We start from the raw sequence: 16,785 nt of genomic DNA, 5'->3' as shown, positions 1-16,785 counted from the left end.
AAAAAAAGGGTTTGGAACGCCCCATCAAGCTGCCTTACGTATGAAAGCAGAAAATCCATCGTATATTGCGATGGATTTTCTAAGACTGTTAAGATTTACTCAACGGATTCATAATTTAATTTAAAGCTTTCTTCAATGTGTCGATGTTGCGCTTCATTAAGCTGACGTAATCTTCTTCATTTTTCACATCTTGGTCTGTGATCGATTCCAAGTTGTGAAGCGTCAATGGCTCAGCATTAAGTTCATTTTTGACGATTTCAGCTATGTTCGGTTTCACGTTTTGCTCAAAAATAACGTATTTTACGTTTTTTTGACGTGATTCCTTGATGATAGATTGCAATTCTTTTTGTGACGGCTCGTTCTCTGGCGAAAGGCCCGCAATGCTGATTTGTTCTAAACCGTACCGATCATGCCAATAACCGTAAGCGGAGTGTGCCACAACAATTTCTTTTGTTTTTCCTTCTTTAATCGTGTTACCGAGCTCTTTATCAAGCTGCTCCAATTCTTTTTTCAATGTTTCAAAGTTTTTCTCAAAGGTTGCTTTTTGTTCCGGTTTAAACTTGATAAGTGTATCTTTAATGTTTTCAGCCATTGTCATCGCACGAATCGGGTCCAGCCAAACGTGCGGATCAAGGTCACCATGATCATGGTGTTCTTCTCCTTCTTCATGTCCTTCGTCCGCCTGTTCATCTTCATGGCTTTTCTCATGCGACTCTTCCCCTTCATGATCATGGTCATGACCGCCTTCAATAAATGTCACGCCATCTGCCGCTTCAACAAATTTCACTTTTTCATCTTTTAATGCTTTAGTTGCTTTATCTACAAACCCTTCCAGGCCGGCGCCGGTGTAGATAAATGCATCCGCTTTAGCGATATCGACCATCGTTTTCTGCGTCGGTTCAAATGTATGAGCGTCAATGTTAGGAGGGTAAACACTTTCCACTTTCACGTAGTCTCCCCCGATTTTTTTCGTAAAGTCTTCAAGCGGAAAAATCGTTGTATAAATGATCAATTGATCTTTCGTTTCTTTGCTTTCGTTGCTTTTCGTTGCAGTTTCTTTACTGCTGCATCCTGATAAAAATAACGCTGTTACTAGTATAGTTGTAAAAAATAAGGCCAGTTTTTTCATCGTATTCTCCCTTTCTTCTTTAAAGACATTTTATATCGCCATATAACGTACGATTCTCTTAGGCAGGTATTTAACTGTTACATGTTAATAAAGAAAAGCCGATCTTATCGGACTTTTACACGATGATTCAGGAATCTGTCGATTAAATGGATGATTTCATAAAAAGAGCATTGTGCCCACTATGCATAGATCATGAAGCAATGAATGATCATAAGCTGCTCACGATTCGACCGGCTGCCTGGCGCGCCCCGGAAATATTGCGGGCGATCGGCCCGATTTCAAGCTCTGCCAGAGCACCTGTTACGTACAAATTCGGCCCCCACTGCAATGATTCGGTGACGATCGGATATCCGCATTCAGCACATTTTAGATGATGCTTGCGTATCATCGGCACCAGCCATTCCCTTTCCGGCAATGTTGGCTTAAAGCCCGTCGCCAATAAAATCGTTCCTGCTTCATAAATCACGTTATCCTGATGATCATGCAGTAGGATTTGTCCGTTGTTTGTTGTTGCATGCTCCACTTGACCGTCTTTAATACGAAGGATCCCATTTTGAACATGACGGTGCAATTTAATATATAAATCATGTGGAATGGAACCTTTATGGCGCGCATTCATTATTTGCTCCCGTCGTTTTTTGTAACTTGCCATTTTACGGAATGATAGCTGATTTTTCGGACCGAGCCAAGCTGGATCGCTGTCAAAGTCATGAATTCGGAATGGATGCCGTTTTAAAAGTGTGACATCATTTGGGAATAAGGAGCTTAATTTGATTGCCAGGTGAACGGACGTAATACCGCCCCCGATAATGGTAAATGGGCGTTTTAATCGTTCAAAGCCAGGCAGATCGGAATCAAAAATATGATAGATGGAATGATCGGTTTCTTTTTTTAACGTTTCCGCCCAATGAGGCCAAAAAGGCTGCTCCCCAATCCCGATGGCCAATACGAGATTTTGCCCGATCAGTTCCTGTCCATCTTGCAGTTGAACACTCCATCCGTTTGAAGTCCGATTGGCATTGGACACGCGTCCTTGAATCCAGGCATCCCTTAACGACAAGTCGTCGATGATATGTTCACAATGCTCGTTAAAAGCATGAAGCGCAGGGCGTTTATACCTTCCATAAAAAGCGGTGTTCCAATCATAAAACTTCTCTTTCACAAATGCTTGCAGGCTGAACGGTTCCATATCAAGATGATGAACGGAAGGAGAGCGCAAATACGGCATGGAAATGACATTGGTGCAATGCTTCCAGTTCGCAAGCGGTTCCTTGTGCGGATCGACAATCGCAAGCTCATCAATCGTTGTTTTTCCTCCTTTCAGCAAAAAGGAAGCCACTGTAACGCCTTGAATGCCGCCGCCTGCAATAATCCATTTATACATATGTACAGTCTCCTTTTACAAATCGTAATCTTTTCGATTTATATGAACACAAATGATAATTTATCACTTTTTCCTACAAAGAACAAGTACTTTTTAATGAAAAAGCATGGCAATAAAATATGCACACGATGTTTCCCTATCTGAGCGAAAACAAAAAAACCTATCGAATAAAGACGGTGGGTTGACTACGGGGTTATAAGCCGCTCTCCCTCATAAAATTCATACACATACGGGTTTTTCGGGGGCTTGATTCTCTCAATCTGTTCAATTTGAATGTAAGGCAAGAGCGAGCCCGAATAGGTTATGTCGGATAAAGTCCCCTTTACCTTGATCCATTCGTCTGTTTTAAAAATTAGTGTTTCAGCTAAAGATAGCTTCTCAAGCATGTCCTTTCTAATACTTAAAATTTCCTCACTATTTAATATCTGTTCCGCTGTCACCTCATCTACTGGCTTTGATAAAATGGAAACAAATTCTAACAAAGTTTATATGATATTGCCAAATGGAGTCCGTTGTCCCAAGCCAATTCGATTTCTTTCCATTGTCCTTTTGCCTTCCCCTCCCCCTCGCTAACAATTGGCAGGAACATGAAGGCAAAAATTAAACGTTTTGTCTCTATGGACAATCTTTATATCATGAATGGAAGTTATTTGTACAAGAAGTAAAATATCTTTTTCTCCTATCCAATTAGAGCAGATGGCCCAAATCATCTTTAAACAGCTTGGAAACAGAAAGTTGAGTGCAATAGAAAATTAAAAGGATAGCTTAAGCAAATCAATTTCTGCTTAAGCTATCCTTTAGTAAATAAGGTTAATACTGTCTATATACATATTCATCGCTTGGCTTATTTATATAGTTCCATGTTTCGACTTTCAACACCGGGATTGTCTTTTTAAACGGCTGATAGTACATAGAACTTAATTTTCCATTTACGTGTATCCATTCATCGTTATGGAAGGTGGTTTTTTCTGGAAATTCCACCAACATTCCGTATACGCCCGAATCGGCTACACAGTGAATGATACCAAAACGGAAAACAAATATTTGATTGTTTTGGATGTCTTTGCTATTAAAAGTAAAACCATCAAATTGAACGTTATTTCCCATAAAAGACCCGGGATAGTTGTAGATGACTTCCATGCCTTCTAAAAAGTTCTGATCATCCAATACGACGTTGTCTTTGTTTCCATAACGCTTCATTAATTTATCCAGCATCTTTGTATAATCCTCGGCACCATAATAAGAACTAGTATCAGGCGCAAGAATCTGATGCATACTAGAAGGGTCATTATCCTCAAGAATTGGGAAGTGGAAGCCCTTCGCTTCTACCATTTTGGAATTAAGCGTTGCAACGGGAAAAAACAAAACAGAGATAATAGGAAACAACAAAAGAGGATAAATGAGTAATTTCTTATACCATTTATCTTCTTCCTTTTCATGATCGTGATCGCAACAGCTGCAAGCATCATGGTCATGATGGTGGTGCTCCTCCTTGTTTTTATCGCTCTTTAAATAGAAATACATTTGGGCGATGGTTAAAAACAGCAACACGAAGATAGTGATAAACGAAATATTACCATATTTCATATTAATATATTTTGAGATATCCCCGGTCGCGTGCAAATGCATAAAAATAAACGTGAAACCGATTAAGACGAAAATTCGTAACATAAGCTCACCTTCTAAGAAATAAAGATTGCTCCAATAAATGTGAAAACAACTGTATAAATCAATAAGGAAAACACCAATTTTTTCTTGAATGTTCCCATCATCATCAGTAAATTTTTGATATCAAAGATCGGTCCAAATACTAAAAAGGCCACAATCGAGCCTGTTCCGAACGTGCTTCGAAACGACGATGCGATAAAGGCATCGGCTGAAGAACACACTGATAGGATAAAAGCTAAGCCCATCATAACCAAAATAGCCGTATATTTCCCATGTCCGATTGATAACAATGTCGAAGTTTTAACGTAAGTCTGCATGGCAGCAGCGATAAGTCCTCCCATAACCAGGAATTTTCCCACCGAGAAGAACTCGTCAATCGTATGGCGAATCATTCCTTCTAATTTTGATCGGAAGCTCATTTTATGAGATGAGTGATGACTCAGTTCTTGCTTTAATTGACCGTCTTCAAATTGAAAAGATAATATCAATCCGATAACAAGAGCGACAAAAAAGGATAGACCGCAGCGGTACCAAACCATTCGCCAACTGTTCCCAAAAGCTGCAAATGTACTCATGACCACAACGGGATTGATGACAGGACCGGTTAACATGAACCCAGTTGCAGCGTGAAGAGGAACCCCCTTCGAAATTAACCTTTTTGTAATAGGAACAATTCCACATTCACATGCAGGAAATAACGCCCCTAATAAAGTTGTCACTAAAACGGATAGAAAGCGATTTTTAGGAATGATTTTTGCCAGCATCTCTTCTGTCACAAACATTTGGATAATTCCAGAAATAATGACTGCTAATAAAATGAAAGGCAGTGCTTCAACAAGGATGCTTATAAATACTGTATTCATTTGTAAAAAAGATTGACTTGACATAATAATTTCCTCTCTAAAAATATAACTATTTTACGCTGTTTCTTTGTTAATAGTGCTAATCTGGCGGATATCATATTATTCAAGTTCAACATAAAAGCATAATAATATTCTACCGAAAAATCTTGAAGAAAGACATAGGTATTTTTATTGAGTAATAGAAAATTGTGCCTAATAAACTATTTATTTCATTGGCGTTATATCATTCATCACATGTATATGAATCCACATAAAGACATTCCTTTATATCCTTTTGTTATGGTTTTGATGCCCTTTTGAAATAAGATCAGACCCCTTTTGGATAATAAAATCCCCGAATTTCTGTTTTAACTTATCAACCGCTTCCAATAATGGTTCCTGTTTTGCTTCTTCTTCGAAAGAAAATAAATCCAATTGCTTCACTGCGTCATTCTTCTCCATCACATCCAAAGCCGTCACGCCAAGCAATCGAACAGGATTGCCATTCCAGTGTTTTTTAAACAGTTGGGAAGCCGCTTCGTAAATCTCACTAGCTTCTAAAACCGGGTTAAGCAACTTCCGGCTTCTTGTGATTGATTTAAAATCGCTATATTTAATCGTAATCTGAACATTTTGCGTGATCACATGTTTTTTCTTCATTCGTTGGCTAACCGATTGAGACAACTTAGCCAGCATATCCAGTAATGCACGCTGTTCGGTGACGTTTTTTGGTAAAGTAGTCGAATTTCCGACAGTCTTAATTTCATATACCGAATCGGGATCAACCGGACGATGATCGATACCGTTCGCCCGTTCCTTTAAATGGACGCCTGTAATTCCAATCAAGTTTTGCAGCACGGTGGAATCTGCCTGTGCCAGTTCTCCGATTGTCCGGATACCCATACCGTTTAATTTTTGGGCTGTTTTCTCGCCGATTCCGTGCATTTCTTTAACTTGCCTATCCCAAAGTATATGCGCGACATCCCGCTTGCGCAATACGGTGATTCCCATCGGCTTTTTCATATCAGAAGCCGTCTTGGCCAAAAACTTGTTAGGAGCAATGCCAATGGAAACGGGAATATTTAGTGTTTCAAGCAGCCCTTTTTGAATTTGCCCGGCAATTTCAAGCGGTGACCCTAACTCATAGAGATCTGTAATATCCAAATAACTTTCATCAATGGAACTCGGCTCGATTTTATTTGTATAAGTTGACAAAAACTCAAACACTTTGGCGGACGCGTCCCTGTACAACTCAAAATTAGGGGGTTTTATCACAAGATCAGGGCACTTTTTCTTTGCTTCCCATAATGGCATGGTCGTATAGATACCGAGTGCACGGGCGACGTAATTACATGTAATGATAATGCCGCGCCGCTCATTTGGATTTCCGGCAATTACTAACGGTTTATCCTTTAAAGAAGGGTCATACGCCGTCTCGACTGAAGCATAAAACGCGTTACAATCCACATGCAGGATGACTCTACCGTTACGAGGATACATCGATTTCATAACATCACCCTTACGATGAAATAAGATTATCAATGTTTTTATTATACCGTTTAGGGCATTGAACCCCAAATCGTTTAACCTCAATAGCTTCAGTTTTCCTGTTATGCATCAGTATAGGTTTACCTTCCTCTCTAAAGTGATAGATAGTAAATAAGCAATACTATCTTTATGCGAGGTGAAAAAAGTGTTAGAGACATTCAAAAAGAATTTTAGTAAGCCTGAGGGAGTATATGGGGCCATCGCTGGTAAGATTATGGCTTGGGAGAACAAAACGATTAATGAATGGGCCATTGTTCATTTAAACCTCAAAGCGGGTGAGCATATTTTAGAGGTAGGATTTGGTCCGGGATATAGTATGGAACAATTAGCATTCCTTGAGGAAGGGGTATTCTCGGCTGATTCTGATAAAAAAGGCACGAAAAAGTAGTTTCAACTTCTTTTTCGTGCCTTTTTCCCTTTATCCTATAGCTTCTTTTTGCCCCGTTCGCGCCACAGAGATTCCCGTCGTTTCTTCAAAATCATAAAGATTTGTCGGTAAGTCCGTAAAACGTTCCAGCTCATTATAAGCCGGGATACACATAAATTTTGCCGTCCCCATCTTCACCGGTTTGGGCCGATTCAATGATGGTTTTGATGGTACGCTCTACCATTCATCTCATTACTGATAGAGTCTATCCCTTTTCAGAGAGTTCGGTTTCACGGTATGATAGACGGTATGATAGATGGAAGAACTCCTATATTCCCATAGAAATATTTGTAAAAAAATCATCCTGCATCTATAAGGAAAGGAAGAATTTACAACATGTCAGAAAAACTTTATTACACTTCTCCCAAAACAGCGAAATGGTCGACATCAATTACAAATATTGTTGAACACGATAATGAAATACTTGTCACCCTGCAAAAAACGGCTTTTTACCCTGAAGGAGGCGGTCAGCCTTGTGATACCGGGACAATTGGCGGCATCGAGGTGCTTCATGTTTTTGAGGAAGACAATGAAGTCTATCATCAAGTATCAAAACGGCCGGAAAAGATGGAAGTAGAATGTGAAATTGATTGGAAACGCCGATTCGATCATATGCAGCATCATACCGGACAACATTTGTTGTCGGCCGTATGTATTGAACTTTATGATGCGCACACGGTTGGTTTCCACTTGGGAACAGACACTGTGACCATTGACTTGGCGGTTTCTTCTTTAACGTCCGAGCAACTTTCACATATTGAACGCCGGGTGAACGAATATATTTACGATAATAAAGAAATCAAAACATATACGATAACCCACGATCAAATACATACGGTTCCATTAAGAAAGCTTCCGGATGTCGGTGAAAACATCCGCATAGTAGAAATCAGCGGGATTGATTATTCAGCTTGCTGTGGAACACATGTAGCCCATACAGGAGAAATCGGATTATTGAAGCTTTTAAAAACAGAAAAGCAGCGCGGCAATACCCGCCTGCATTTCAAGTGCGGTGTGAGGGCTCTCGCGGATTATCAGGAAACCCTCCATATCCTTACCTCTATCGCCGCAAAATTCAGTACAGGCCGACAAGCTGTCATGGAGCGAATCGATAAAATGGAGCAAGAACAAAAACAGCTTCAAAAAGAAATAGAGCAATTGAAAATAGAAACAGCTGCTTTTATTGCAAAAGAGTTGATTGCTAAGCGAAATGGCCAAGTGGTGGCTCATCTGTTTGATGATCAATCCATGAAAGATTTGCAAACACTGGCAAAACTAATTATAGAGCAAGGTGAATATCTTATTTTATTCGCCTCTACAGTGGATAATAAATTATTACTAACCCGTAATAGTGACTCTTCCGTTCATTGCGGCCAGCTGTTTAAAGAGCATTTGGGGGCTTTTGGCGGCAAGGGCGGAGGGAATGCAAGCCAAGCCCAAGCCGGTTTTAACAATCAAGAAGAGCTTGAACGTTTCTTCTCTTTTATCCAGCAGCACATTGGATAGAGTGAACCTTAGATAAATAAATCAAATAATAGACAACTCCCCTATCCCTTTCAGCATACATATTAAAAAGATAAAGAAACCTGGCTAGTACCAAGCTTCTAGCCACAGGTGATCGCCTAGTTGTACTTATGCGGTTAAGACTTCTTTTTAACCAAGCTGATTAAGGAGGGAGTTCTATGAAGGTTGTGTTTATTCAAAAGAAATGGTTTTGGTTATTAGCCATCTGTATCACCCTGTCCGCTGGAGCCTGGTATACGGCAAAGCTGGCCGCCGTTGAGACTGCTGGATCGTCACCCCCCGTAAAAGAATTCAAAATCAATATGGTCACTGGCGAATTTAAATCCACAACAGATGACGGAAAAGAAATCGAGGCTTACCGCTGGGATCCCGGGACCATTTATGTACCGAAAAAACAACCCGTGAAACTAAGCATCTACGGAGTAAACGGAAAGGCACATCCGTTTTACATTGAAGGTACCAATATTAAAGGTACAGTTAAAAAAGGCGAAGAAACCGTCTTAGAGTTACACTTTACAAAAGAAGGAATCTACCGGCTTATTTGTAAAACTCATTTAGATATTGAACATAACGGTCCCATGATTGCCTATATTGTGGTAGACTAAAACGCCGGAAACCTCTTCTGTTCGGGAATGGGAGAACCGCTGCGACCTCGTAACGGATCCTTGAACGCAAAAGTGCGGGAAAACCTTATGTATCAAGGTTTTCCCGCACTTTTTCATGTTCTTTATTTCATTTATCTGATTTAGTTGCATGGGCAGATTTGCAGGCATCTGCTCTGTGATATTCTTAAACCATTTTACGTTTTTCTTATTTAAAAGCTTTATTAAATTTCAGTGTTGGCTTTTAAAAGGGAGGCTATTGTCCGCTTGACAGGGATATTGAAACCATTCCACCTAATATTAACTTCCGGTTAATCAACGAAATACCCTTCTTTCTTTTTTTCCTTCTGTAATACCGTCTCGCCCATTAATGTCTCTCCAATTTTAGGTTTGGCCGCCGATTTATCTCCGCCTGTATCCCAATCGAAACCAGGTTCAGTCGTGCCTGTTGTCATTAAAGGCTGTTCAACGCCGTTTGTGCCTGAAGTATTTTCAGTTTTTTTGCTGTTATCTTGTGGCATACGATTTCCCCCTTTATTTGCAAAATCTCTCATATTATCTGCTGATTGCACTCTTCCTATACATTGCCAGGACATTGGTTAAACCGTCATTCTCTTGTTTTGGCAATCAGTTCAGCTTGTTTCCGCATGCGCTTGTCATCCTTTTTATCCTTGACCACTAAGATAGCGTGGATAGCACCTGGGAACCAAAAGATACAGGTCAAAATTAGATTTAATATCGCCTGAAACGGCTTACCTATGAATAACACCGCTAACGGTGGACAAATGACTGCCAGTAAATACATCATGCGTATTCGCTCCTTTTATTGTTTTACCTTATGTACGTGTAAAAAATGGAAAAGTTTCATGACTATAATAAGGATAGGCAACCAAAAAGAAAAAGCCCTCTCGAACGATAAGGCCAAGTACTCTTTTTCATGCCGCATTTATGGCATTCACGGGTGAATTGAAAATTCTTCACTCCTATCAGAAATCTTAATTGAAGATTATTTGTATGATTTTTACGCTAAGTGGCAAGTATAGAGCTGAATAACAAAAAGGAGGAATTAGATGGAAACGAGCATGAGTGTTGAAGAAGTGACTAACCAAATTTCTGCATTAATACAAAGGGATGGAAAGCCCCCTAGGAAGAAAGAGGTGAAGAAATCACATCCGGAACTCATGAAAAACGCGTTGTATTATTTCCCTAGTTGGGAAACTGCAATAGAACAAAGCATTGATTCTCAAGCTTAAATCATACATAAAAAAATCCTTATTTACTACTTAGTTCAAGAAGACCCGAAGATAGCCGCCTGTTAAATAGGCGGTCTTTTTGTTACAGCCCAAATTGATATCAAACAATAACAAAGCCAATAAAAAAACCTCACTCCGTATAGGAACAAGGCCTCTATTATTCCTCATCAATCTACACAATCCAAACCATACTTCTGCTTTAATTCCCCTGCTTAATACATAATTCAAACAGATTCCAAATGTCTCCAATTAATAAACTTTATAAACAATTATAGCTATGAAAGTCTCAAATTTACCATTATAAGAACCACTTACTTTGATATCAACATACTCGCCCTCTATATCATCTAAAGCGAAATTTATTCGTTCTTCTAATTTAATTGGATTAGAAGCCTTTACAACCTTCACTTTATGCATGTTATCTACCCCTTCTGGTCTATATTACATTATATGCCAAAAGGAGCTACTTTCCTGTAGTATTCCACCTATTTTACACACCCAGGAAACAAACAAAAAACCATACCTTCCTTTTGCCGTGTGCCCCAAACACCATTACGGCATGGGTGTTTCCCGTACGCTTCTTTCCTGGAATGAATGTCGTATTCTTCTAAAGATTCGTATGGTTTTACTTCTTGGTCATCCTCATCTCTAATAATGCTTATCTCAGGTCGTCCCGCTGCCGGTGATAAGTTTCAACGCTTCCCCCCCTTTGGTAACAGGATTATCATTTTGTTTAGCGAAAAACGATAATCTTCAAAAAAAGTTCAAAAGTCCCCAAAAAATATCAAAAAATGTCAAATAAACCATTCCATCTTATTAAATTAATGATAAAATTTACCGTGTGAATTTTAACCATAAATGGAGTGTACCACCTGTTATGTTGAACCTTTATAAATTTAAACCCGAATCAAAATCCCAAGAATTATTGAATCATATTAATGAGATGAAACAGCTTCTAATTGATCATGCTTTAACACATGGATTTACAAACCCATCAACTGTGAAACTAAGTCAAGAGCTAGATAAGCTACTTAACGAGATCCAGACTGACAGTAGATGACCAAGTTAATTTAAAGTAAAATCCGACATTCCTGATTAGGAATGTTTTTTTATGAAACAAACTTGCTATTTTGTTCCCTTACAAAAATAAATGAATAAATAACTTTTGTGTTTCATATAATGATAGTGTTGAAGGAAATCACTCCCTAAAAGCCTGCCTATTCTAGAGTTCATATCACGGGAAGCTAAAGGTCATTTGGCCTTTAGCTTTTTTATCTTTTAGCAAACACATGAGGTGCTATTTATGCAAAAGTGGATATTTACTCTTGTGTTTCCTTTATGAAATCCAAATTTGATTATGAAACACTTTGCTGCTTCGCTTCTAACACACCGCTAATCTCCATGTGCAATATTTTTTTATTTTGGGAATACTAACCACACTATTGCTTAGGAGGAATACTCATATGTTTGTAAAAAAACAATTGACTGCACTTATTTGGATGGGGATCGGGAGTGCCATATTATCAAGTATTTTTAGCGCGATTATTATCAGCAAAATCATGACTATTGATAAAAAGTTTTCCAAGTCGAAACAAGGGTTATTAAACTCCGATGAACAATCACCTCCACATCCTAGCTATAATAATTTTTGTTAAGGAAACCTTTCCTTCCAAATTTCATATTTAGAAAAGCTAAAGATTTTTTTGGTCTTTGGCTTTTCTTTACGGGATTGTTTTTATCATTAATCCCATACCGTTTTTTACTGGTTTATATTCTTCAAAATGCCGTATTGTCAGAAAGCCACAGGATATACTAAAAGAAAATCTCTAAGGCAGGTGTTGGTTTATATGAAATCATTACTACCGATTTTGGCCCACGTTGCTACAGCAGTTTTAGCTATTTATTGGAATAGACGTACAGAAAATAAACAAAATCGATACCTTTATGCTGCGTTAATGATTGGAGGTTTTATTTGGTCCCAATTACAAACTGAATATCTTATTTGGCGTATAAACAACAACACTGATCGCTCTTGTAAAAAAAACTAATTACTCCTTTGCTTCGTTGTAAATTTATTATTTGGTTATGAAACTTATCTATCAATTTACTCCAGAACATTCCGATATACTTCCTCAAGCTCTGTCAGTGTTAACTCGTATAGTTGTCTACCATCTACCATTTTGGTATATCCCGCTTCAATGAGTTGATCAATGAGATAGTTCTTACGCATTTGAATTGCTTGATTTAACATGCCTCTTTGCATATCTGAAACATGACTCCTTTCTTTTTAAACCGCTACTTTTTCCTTGCTCTCCTTATTGATAGAGTAATAGTTGCAATTCCTCATTTTCTCAATCCGGCTACTGATTCGCCCTTCTTTATATTTTGTGTCTGTTCGTCAATCGATAAATTGGATGTAAAGAGGGTGACGTTTTTGTTAGCCAATCGGAATTTTAGGCATGTCGAAATAAGCCTTTACGGGCTTTTGTTTCCCCTTGGTAGCCCCAATACATGTATATCGTTTTATCTAATGCCTCATAATAAACGATATAAAAATGCAGCCAGAAAAAGGTGAAAGTATGTCTTTTTTTCGTTATTTGCTGAAGAACACTCAAGCGCTCCATAATCAGAAGCAGGCCGATAGCATCCTAAACAGCTTAATTGCTCCTTCTATCTCTACAAACCTTCAGCAGGTAACCATTCTGTTTAGCGGCATTCCTGAGCTTACAACCCGTAAGCTTTCATTAAAAACAGGACAGCAAGCGGCTCTTGTGTATATGGATGGCTTGGTAGATAAGGTCATGATTAACACGGATATTCTTCGGCCGCTTATATATGGAGAATATCATGAAAAAGATTCGTTGGAATCCGCTGTGACGATGGGACAGATCAAACGAGTCCAGAAATGGTCTGAGATTGAACAGGCCCTTCTTGTTGGGAAAAGCATTCTATTTATGGATGGACATGACTATGCCCTTGAACTTGAAACACAATGCTGGCCGCAGCGGACGATTGAGGAGCCGCAAGTAGAGTCGGCGGTCAAAAGCTCACATTTGGGGTTTATTGAAACAGCCAGTCAAAATATTGCCATGATTCGCCGTTGTATCCCAAGCCGTGAATTAAAAGTGAAAGAATTGACGGTCGGGGAGCGAGGTAGTGTAAAAGTTTCGCTGCTTTATTTGGCAGATGTTGTGAATCAGGAGTATATCCAAGAACTTGAGAGTAGAATCACGCAGCTTGACACCGATACCATTCTCAATGCCGGTGAGATGGAGTCGCTCATTGCAGATAATCCCTATACCATTTTTCCTTTGTTTTCCGAGACACAGCGTCCCGATACGACTGCTTCTCATCTCCTTCAGGGACGCGCAGCTATCGTTGTAGATCGTTCGCCGGGCGTTCTCATTGGACCGATGACTTTTCCTGCTTTTTTCCAAACGGTGGATGATTATAGTGTGAGATGGATTATCGCTTCGTTTATCCGTCTCCTGCGTTTCGCTGCCTTTTTCATCGCGGTTTTTACGCCTGCTCTCTACATCGCGGCGATTTCTTTTCATTATGAGGCGATTCCGCTTCAATTACTTTTATGGATTGCCCAATCACGAGAGAGGATCCCGTTTCCGCCCCTAATAGAAGCACTGTTCATGGAACTTGTACTCGAGATGCTCCGGGAAGCAGGAGTCCGGCTTCCAGCGCCCATCGGTCAAACCATAGGCGTTGTCGGCGGGATTGTCATTGGCCAAGCGGCGGTTCAGGCCGGAATTGTCAGCAATATTATGGTCATTGTCGTGTCCATCACCGCGATTGCTTCTTTTATTATTCCGAATCTGGAAATGTCAGCGGGGATTCGGCTGCTTCGTTTTCCGATGATGCTCCTCGCCTCTATTTTTGGCATGGTGGGGATCATAGTCGGAGCGATGACGCTTATCGCCCATCTCCTCTCTTTAACATCCCTTGGGGTACCGTATAGCGCCCCCGTTTCACCGCTGCGTATTTCGGATATGAAGGATACATTTATTCGTTTCCCGATGTTGATGATGAAGAAGCGTCCCGTATCGATTCGGCCTCGCCAGTTACAGCGGCAGGGGGATAGAAGAAAGGGCAGGGAGGATCCATGAACAAGTTCATGAAGAAAGAAATAACATTATTACAGTATATTCTGGCTATTAATGGAACCCAGATAGGAACCAGCATCTTGACTCTTCCGGCGGAGTTGGCAAAAGTTGCAGGCACGGACGGGTGGATATCGATTATGATTGGGTGCGCACTGACAACGGTTGTCAGCCTGTGTATTGTTCATCTTATGGCCAAGCATCCGGGGGATACGATGCTTGAGCTGCTGACACGGTATATGGGGAAATGGGTTGGAAAAGCCGTGATGGTAATCTGGATTTTATACTCTTTACTCGCTGTCACAACCATTCTTTTTGTTACCCTAGTTGTTCTTCAAACATGGGGTTTACCTAGCACTCCCAGTTATTTATTAGTGGCACTGATCATGGTTCCAGCCTACATAATTATAAGCGGGGGTGTGCGAGTAGTGGCAAGTTATGCCGAGATTGTCTTTTTCCTGACTCTTTTGCTGCCGTTATTGTTACTCCTGCCACTTAAAGATAGCCACTGGGTTTATTTGCTGCCTATTTTGAAGGAAGGATGGATGCCCGTCCTTTATGCGGTTAAAACCACGGTCCTAGCCTTTCTTGGATTTGAAATGGCGTTTCTCTTCTATCCTTATCTACAAAATAAAAAAGCCGCAGCCAAAGGGATTGTTATTGCCAATATTCTTACCCTGCTCGTTTATCTTCAGATTACGTTAGGCTGTTTTGCTTATTTTAGCCCGGATGAAATTACGCAATTTTTATGGCCCGCCCTTACCCTTGTGAAACCAATCCAGTTTTCATTTCTCGAACGAATGGAAATTTTCTATGTATCACTTTATATTTTTCTTTTTTCGACTTCGGGGATTCCCTACCTTTTTTTTGTTACGGATCAGCTTTCACAGCTGTGTAATAAAAAGGATTGGAAACTGCCGTACCTTTTGCTTCCGCTCTTTGTGGTGGTTTCCTTCTTCTTTAGGCCGTCCTATAACGATGTTGGATTATTGAAAAAGTGGTGGGAGTGGATGTGTTATTTCGTCGTCTATGCGTTTCCCGTTGTGTTTCTTTTCTATGTAACGGGTTATACACATTGGAAGAGGAGGAAGATCGATGATAAAGCGGACTAAATTCATCCTGGCATGCTTTTGTCTGCTACTCATGTCGGCATGCGGGGATCGGATTGATGTAGAGAAAGCAACTGTATCTTTAGTCTACGGTTTTGATGTGGATGGAGGTGATAAGGTCATTGTCTATCAGGTAAACCCTGTTTTTGATAAGGAGGCGAAAAAAAAATACGAAGTGTATTGGACAAAAATGGATACAACCAGACAGGCGAGCGATGCGTTTGACAGTATGACTAACGGGCTGGTTGCAAAGGGGAAACTGCAGGTGATGATGTTTAGCAAGCAGATGCTGAAAAAAGAAAACATCCTACCCTATCTGGACATCATCTATCGCGATCCCAAAAATACAGGGAATCTGCGCATGGTCATGGTGAAGGAATCGGTTTCTTCCATCGTGAACAGTAAGTTTACCGATAAGCCGATCCTTCCTATGTACATAACGAATGTAATCGATGTAGGAAAAAGGTCCAATAATACGGCGTTTACCACCGTGCAGCAATTTCATTCGCTGGTATTCGATAAGGGGATTACACCTGCCATTTCAGAAATTAAAAAAGGAAAGAATGCCATTATTGTGACTGGTTCTGCGCTTTTAGATGATAGAGGATTATATAAGATGTCGTTAAACCGCCGAGAAAGCAGTTTGCTTCTTATGCTGCAGAAAAAGACACAGACGCCGATTTCACTTACCGTCCGTATGCCGTCTCTTTCATTGAAAATCCAGAATGTTCGCCAAAATGGAGAAGGGTCAGACTTTGTAACGATCAATATCCATAGGCTACGACACAGTATTTCGACCGATTATGAGAAGAACCATTTTTCATTTGATGTAAAAATGAATCTTGATATCTCCATAGCGGAACGTACATTTGATGTAAAGATGGAAAAAGAGCAGGAGCAGCTCGCTGCGATCATTGCCGATCAGCTCGAAAAAGAACTCAATGGACTCATTCGGAAAGTACAGAAGAAGCATCTTGATCCATTCGGATTTGGGTGGTATGCGCGTGCTTATCAATATCAGCAGTGGAAAAAGGTTGATAATCGCTGGCCGGATGAATTTTCACGGGCGGCCGTTACGGTAACACCAACCATAAAAATTAAGACATATGGTGCAGTTGAATAAAGACTATACGCAGCAGATACAAACCGGTTTTTCGCTAATCTTAATCTTTATTTTCTAATGTTTT

The 16,785-nt window shown here is 39.9% G+C and carries 21 protein-coding genes; 10 read left to right on the top strand and 11 right to left on the bottom strand.

Going from position 1 to position 16,785, the window contains the following annotated elements; all coding sequences use genetic code 11:
- Positions 1–115: 115 nt before the first annotated feature.
- The 6 genes from ACFOU2_RS21060 to ACFOU2_RS21035 form a co-directional block, all read right to left on the bottom strand.
- Positions 116–1,129 carry a metal ABC transporter substrate-binding protein gene (locus ACFOU2_RS21060; protein WP_377918254.1) on the bottom strand — a complete coding sequence of 338 codons (1,014 nt, stop codon included), beginning with the start codon at positions 1,127–1,129 and terminating at the stop codon, positions 116–118.
- 208 nt (positions 1,130–1,337) lie between these two features.
- Positions 1,338–2,513, bottom strand: a complete 1,176-nt coding sequence (locus ACFOU2_RS21055; protein WP_377918253.1) for a hypothetical protein — start codon at positions 2,511–2,513, stop codon at positions 1,338–1,340.
- A gap of 185 nt (positions 2,514–2,698) precedes the next feature.
- Positions 2,699–2,899: a TIGR03943 family putative permease subunit gene (locus tag ACFOU2_RS21050; protein ID WP_377918688.1), complete on the bottom strand. Its 201-nt coding sequence runs from the start codon at positions 2,897–2,899 to the stop codon at positions 2,699–2,701.
- A gap of 424 nt (positions 2,900–3,323) precedes the next feature.
- On the bottom strand, positions 3,324–4,184 hold the full coding sequence (locus ACFOU2_RS21045; RefSeq protein ID WP_377918252.1) for a TIGR03943 family putative permease subunit: 861 nt from the start codon (positions 4,182–4,184) through the stop codon (positions 3,324–3,326).
- An 11-nt stretch (positions 4,185–4,195) separates the two neighbouring features.
- On the bottom strand, positions 4,196–5,068 hold the full coding sequence (locus ACFOU2_RS21040) for a permease (RefSeq protein WP_377918251.1): 873 nt from the start codon (positions 5,066–5,068) through the stop codon (positions 4,196–4,198).
- Between the two features lie 240 nt (positions 5,069–5,308).
- Positions 5,309–6,532 carry a DNA polymerase IV gene (locus tag ACFOU2_RS21035; RefSeq protein WP_377918250.1) on the bottom strand — a complete coding sequence of 408 codons (1,224 nt, stop codon included), beginning with the start codon at positions 6,530–6,532 and terminating at the stop codon, positions 5,309–5,311.
- Positions 6,533–6,716: 184 nt separating this feature from the next.
- On the opposite strand from ACFOU2_RS21035, the gene ACFOU2_RS21030 reads away from it, so the two are divergent.
- A complete protein-coding gene (locus tag ACFOU2_RS21030; protein WP_377918249.1) occupies positions 6,717–6,959 on the top strand; it encodes a hypothetical protein in 243 nt (80 codons plus the stop codon).
- A gap of 30 nt (positions 6,960–6,989) precedes the next feature.
- On the opposite strand, the gene ACFOU2_RS21025 is transcribed toward ACFOU2_RS21030, so the two are convergent.
- Positions 6,990–7,112 (bottom strand): hypothetical protein, encoded by a 123-nt coding sequence (locus ACFOU2_RS21025; RefSeq protein ID WP_377918248.1) that lies wholly within the window; start codon positions 7,110–7,112, stop codon positions 6,990–6,992.
- Between the two features lie 222 nt (positions 7,113–7,334).
- On the opposite strand from ACFOU2_RS21025, the gene ACFOU2_RS21020 reads away from it, so the two are divergent.
- Complete coding sequence (locus ACFOU2_RS21020; RefSeq protein WP_377918247.1) at positions 7,335–8,504, top strand: alanyl-tRNA editing protein; 1,170 nt, start codon at positions 7,335–7,337, stop codon at positions 8,502–8,504.
- A gap of 176 nt (positions 8,505–8,680) precedes the next feature.
- A complete protein-coding gene (locus tag ACFOU2_RS21015) occupies positions 8,681–9,127 on the top strand; it encodes a cupredoxin domain-containing protein (RefSeq protein ID WP_377918246.1) in 447 nt (148 codons plus the stop codon).
- A gap of 308 nt (positions 9,128–9,435) precedes the next feature.
- Here ACFOU2_RS21015 and ACFOU2_RS21010 read toward each other — a convergent pair whose 3' ends face one another.
- The gene (locus ACFOU2_RS21010) at positions 9,436–9,645 is read right to left on the bottom strand and encodes a hypothetical protein (protein ID WP_377918245.1); all 210 of its coding nucleotides are present in this window, start codon (positions 9,643–9,645) and stop codon (positions 9,436–9,438) included.
- A gap of 86 nt (positions 9,646–9,731) precedes the next feature.
- Positions 9,732–9,932, bottom strand: a complete 201-nt coding sequence (locus tag ACFOU2_RS21005) for a YqaE/Pmp3 family membrane protein (protein WP_377918244.1) — start codon at positions 9,930–9,932, stop codon at positions 9,732–9,734.
- A gap of 262 nt (positions 9,933–10,194) precedes the next feature.
- Between ACFOU2_RS21005 and ACFOU2_RS21000 the strand changes: the two genes are divergently transcribed.
- Positions 10,195–10,377 carry a hypothetical protein gene (locus ACFOU2_RS21000; protein ID WP_377918243.1) on the top strand — a complete coding sequence of 61 codons (183 nt, stop codon included), beginning with the start codon at positions 10,195–10,197 and terminating at the stop codon, positions 10,375–10,377.
- Between the two features lie 249 nt (positions 10,378–10,626).
- Here the strand turns inward: ACFOU2_RS21000 and ACFOU2_RS20995 are convergent, their stop codons facing one another.
- Positions 10,627–10,794, bottom strand: coding sequence for a hypothetical protein (locus tag ACFOU2_RS20995; protein WP_377918242.1), 168 nt, complete (start codon positions 10,792–10,794; stop codon positions 10,627–10,629).
- A gap of 460 nt (positions 10,795–11,254) precedes the next feature.
- On the opposite strand from ACFOU2_RS20995, the gene ACFOU2_RS20990 reads away from it, so the two are divergent.
- From ACFOU2_RS20990 to ACFOU2_RS20980, 3 genes are all read left to right on the top strand, one after another.
- Positions 11,255–11,437: a Spo0E family sporulation regulatory protein-aspartic acid phosphatase gene (locus tag ACFOU2_RS20990; RefSeq protein WP_377918241.1), complete on the top strand. Its 183-nt coding sequence runs from the start codon at positions 11,255–11,257 to the stop codon at positions 11,435–11,437.
- Between the two features lie 403 nt (positions 11,438–11,840).
- Positions 11,841–12,032, top strand: coding sequence for a hypothetical protein (locus ACFOU2_RS20985; protein ID WP_377918240.1), 192 nt, complete (start codon positions 11,841–11,843; stop codon positions 12,030–12,032).
- Between the two features lie 192 nt (positions 12,033–12,224).
- A complete protein-coding gene (locus ACFOU2_RS20980) occupies positions 12,225–12,425 on the top strand; it encodes a hypothetical protein (RefSeq protein ID WP_377918239.1) in 201 nt (66 codons plus the stop codon).
- Between the two features lie 56 nt (positions 12,426–12,481).
- Here the strand turns inward: ACFOU2_RS20980 and ACFOU2_RS20975 are convergent, their stop codons facing one another.
- Complete coding sequence (locus ACFOU2_RS20975; RefSeq protein ID WP_377918238.1) at positions 12,482–12,640, bottom strand: Fur-regulated basic protein FbpA; 159 nt, start codon at positions 12,638–12,640, stop codon at positions 12,482–12,484.
- A 316-nt stretch (positions 12,641–12,956) separates the two neighbouring features.
- Here ACFOU2_RS20975 and ACFOU2_RS20970 point away from each other — a divergent pair, with 316 nt between their 5' ends.
- Genes ACFOU2_RS20970 through ACFOU2_RS20960 form a run of 3 tightly spaced genes read left to right on the top strand, consistent with a single transcriptional unit; the run spans position 12,957 to position 16,721 of the window.
- Positions 12,957–14,495: a spore germination protein gene (locus ACFOU2_RS20970; RefSeq protein ID WP_377918237.1), complete on the top strand. Its 1,539-nt coding sequence runs from the start codon at positions 12,957–12,959 to the stop codon at positions 14,493–14,495.
- Positions 14,492–15,601 carry a GerAB/ArcD/ProY family transporter gene (locus ACFOU2_RS20965; protein ID WP_377918236.1) on the top strand — a complete coding sequence of 370 codons (1,110 nt, stop codon included), beginning with the start codon at positions 14,492–14,494 and terminating at the stop codon, positions 15,599–15,601. The genes ACFOU2_RS20970 and ACFOU2_RS20965 overlap by 4 nt, the downstream gene beginning before the upstream one ends.
- Positions 15,585–16,721, top strand: coding sequence for a Ger(x)C family spore germination protein (locus tag ACFOU2_RS20960; RefSeq protein ID WP_377918235.1), 1,137 nt, complete (start codon positions 15,585–15,587; stop codon positions 16,719–16,721). Before ACFOU2_RS20965 ends, ACFOU2_RS20960 begins: the two co-directional genes overlap by 17 nt.
- Positions 16,722–16,785 lie beyond the last annotated feature (64 nt).

The sequence above is a fragment of the Bacillus songklensis genome, from assembly GCF_042649685.1.
GTDB lineage: Bacteria > Bacillota > Bacilli > Bacillales > Bacillaceae_H > Bacillus_BA > Bacillus_BA songklensis.
The sequence above is the reverse complement of the archived record's forward strand: the minus strand, read 5'-3'. Positions and strand labels throughout refer to the sequence as shown.

Excerpts from the sequence above, each read along its gene's own strand:
- ACFOU2_RS20975 (WP_377918238.1), bottom strand. The coding sequence starts at position 12,640 with ATGCAAAGAGGCATGTTAAATCAAGCAATTCAAATGCGTAAGAACTAT.
- ACFOU2_RS21015 (WP_377918246.1), top strand. The coding sequence starts at position 8,681 with ATGAAGGTTGTGTTTATTCAAAAGAAATGGTTTTGGTTATTAGCCATC.
- ACFOU2_RS20995 (WP_377918242.1), bottom strand. The coding sequence starts at position 10,794 with ATGCATAAAGTGAAGGTTGTAAAGGCTTCTAATCCAATTAAATTAGAA.
- ACFOU2_RS21020 (WP_377918247.1), top strand. The coding sequence starts at position 7,335 with ATGTCAGAAAAACTTTATTACACTTCTCCCAAAACAGCGAAATGGTCG.
- ACFOU2_RS21060 (WP_377918254.1), bottom strand. The coding sequence starts at position 1,129 with ATGAAAAAACTGGCCTTATTTTTTACAACTATACTAGTAACAGCGTTA.
- ACFOU2_RS21050 (WP_377918688.1), bottom strand. The coding sequence starts at position 2,899 with ATGCTTGAGAAGCTATCTTTAGCTGAAACACTAATTTTTAAAACAGAC.
- ACFOU2_RS21025 (WP_377918248.1), bottom strand. The coding sequence starts at position 7,112 with ATGTGTATCCCGGCTTATAATGAGCTGGAACGTTTTACGGACTTACCG.
- ACFOU2_RS20990 (WP_377918241.1), top strand. The coding sequence starts at position 11,255 with ATGTTGAACCTTTATAAATTTAAACCCGAATCAAAATCCCAAGAATTA.
- ACFOU2_RS21000 (WP_377918243.1), top strand. The coding sequence starts at position 10,195 with ATGGAAACGAGCATGAGTGTTGAAGAAGTGACTAACCAAATTTCTGCA.
- ACFOU2_RS21040 (WP_377918251.1), bottom strand. The coding sequence starts at position 5,068 with ATGTCAAGTCAATCTTTTTTACAAATGAATACAGTATTTATAAGCATC.
- ACFOU2_RS20970 (WP_377918237.1), top strand. The coding sequence starts at position 12,957 with ATGTCTTTTTTTCGTTATTTGCTGAAGAACACTCAAGCGCTCCATAAT.
- ACFOU2_RS20965 (WP_377918236.1), top strand. The coding sequence starts at position 14,492 with ATGAACAAGTTCATGAAGAAAGAAATAACATTATTACAGTATATTCTG.
- ACFOU2_RS21010 (WP_377918245.1), bottom strand. The coding sequence starts at position 9,645 with ATGCCACAAGATAACAGCAAAAAAACTGAAAATACTTCAGGCACAAAC.
- ACFOU2_RS21055 (WP_377918253.1), bottom strand. The coding sequence starts at position 2,513 with ATGTATAAATGGATTATTGCAGGCGGCGGCATTCAAGGCGTTACAGTG.
- ACFOU2_RS20980 (WP_377918239.1), top strand. The coding sequence starts at position 12,225 with ATGAAATCATTACTACCGATTTTGGCCCACGTTGCTACAGCAGTTTTA.
- ACFOU2_RS21035 (WP_377918250.1), bottom strand. The coding sequence starts at position 6,532 with ATGAAATCGATGTATCCTCGTAACGGTAGAGTCATCCTGCATGTGGAT.
- ACFOU2_RS21045 (WP_377918252.1), bottom strand. The coding sequence starts at position 4,184 with ATGTTACGAATTTTCGTCTTAATCGGTTTCACGTTTATTTTTATGCAT.
- ACFOU2_RS20985 (WP_377918240.1), top strand. The coding sequence starts at position 11,841 with ATGTTTGTAAAAAAACAATTGACTGCACTTATTTGGATGGGGATCGGG.
- ACFOU2_RS20960 (WP_377918235.1), top strand. The coding sequence starts at position 15,585 with ATGATAAAGCGGACTAAATTCATCCTGGCATGCTTTTGTCTGCTACTC.
- ACFOU2_RS21005 (WP_377918244.1), bottom strand. The coding sequence starts at position 9,932 with ATGATGTATTTACTGGCAGTCATTTGTCCACCGTTAGCGGTGTTATTC.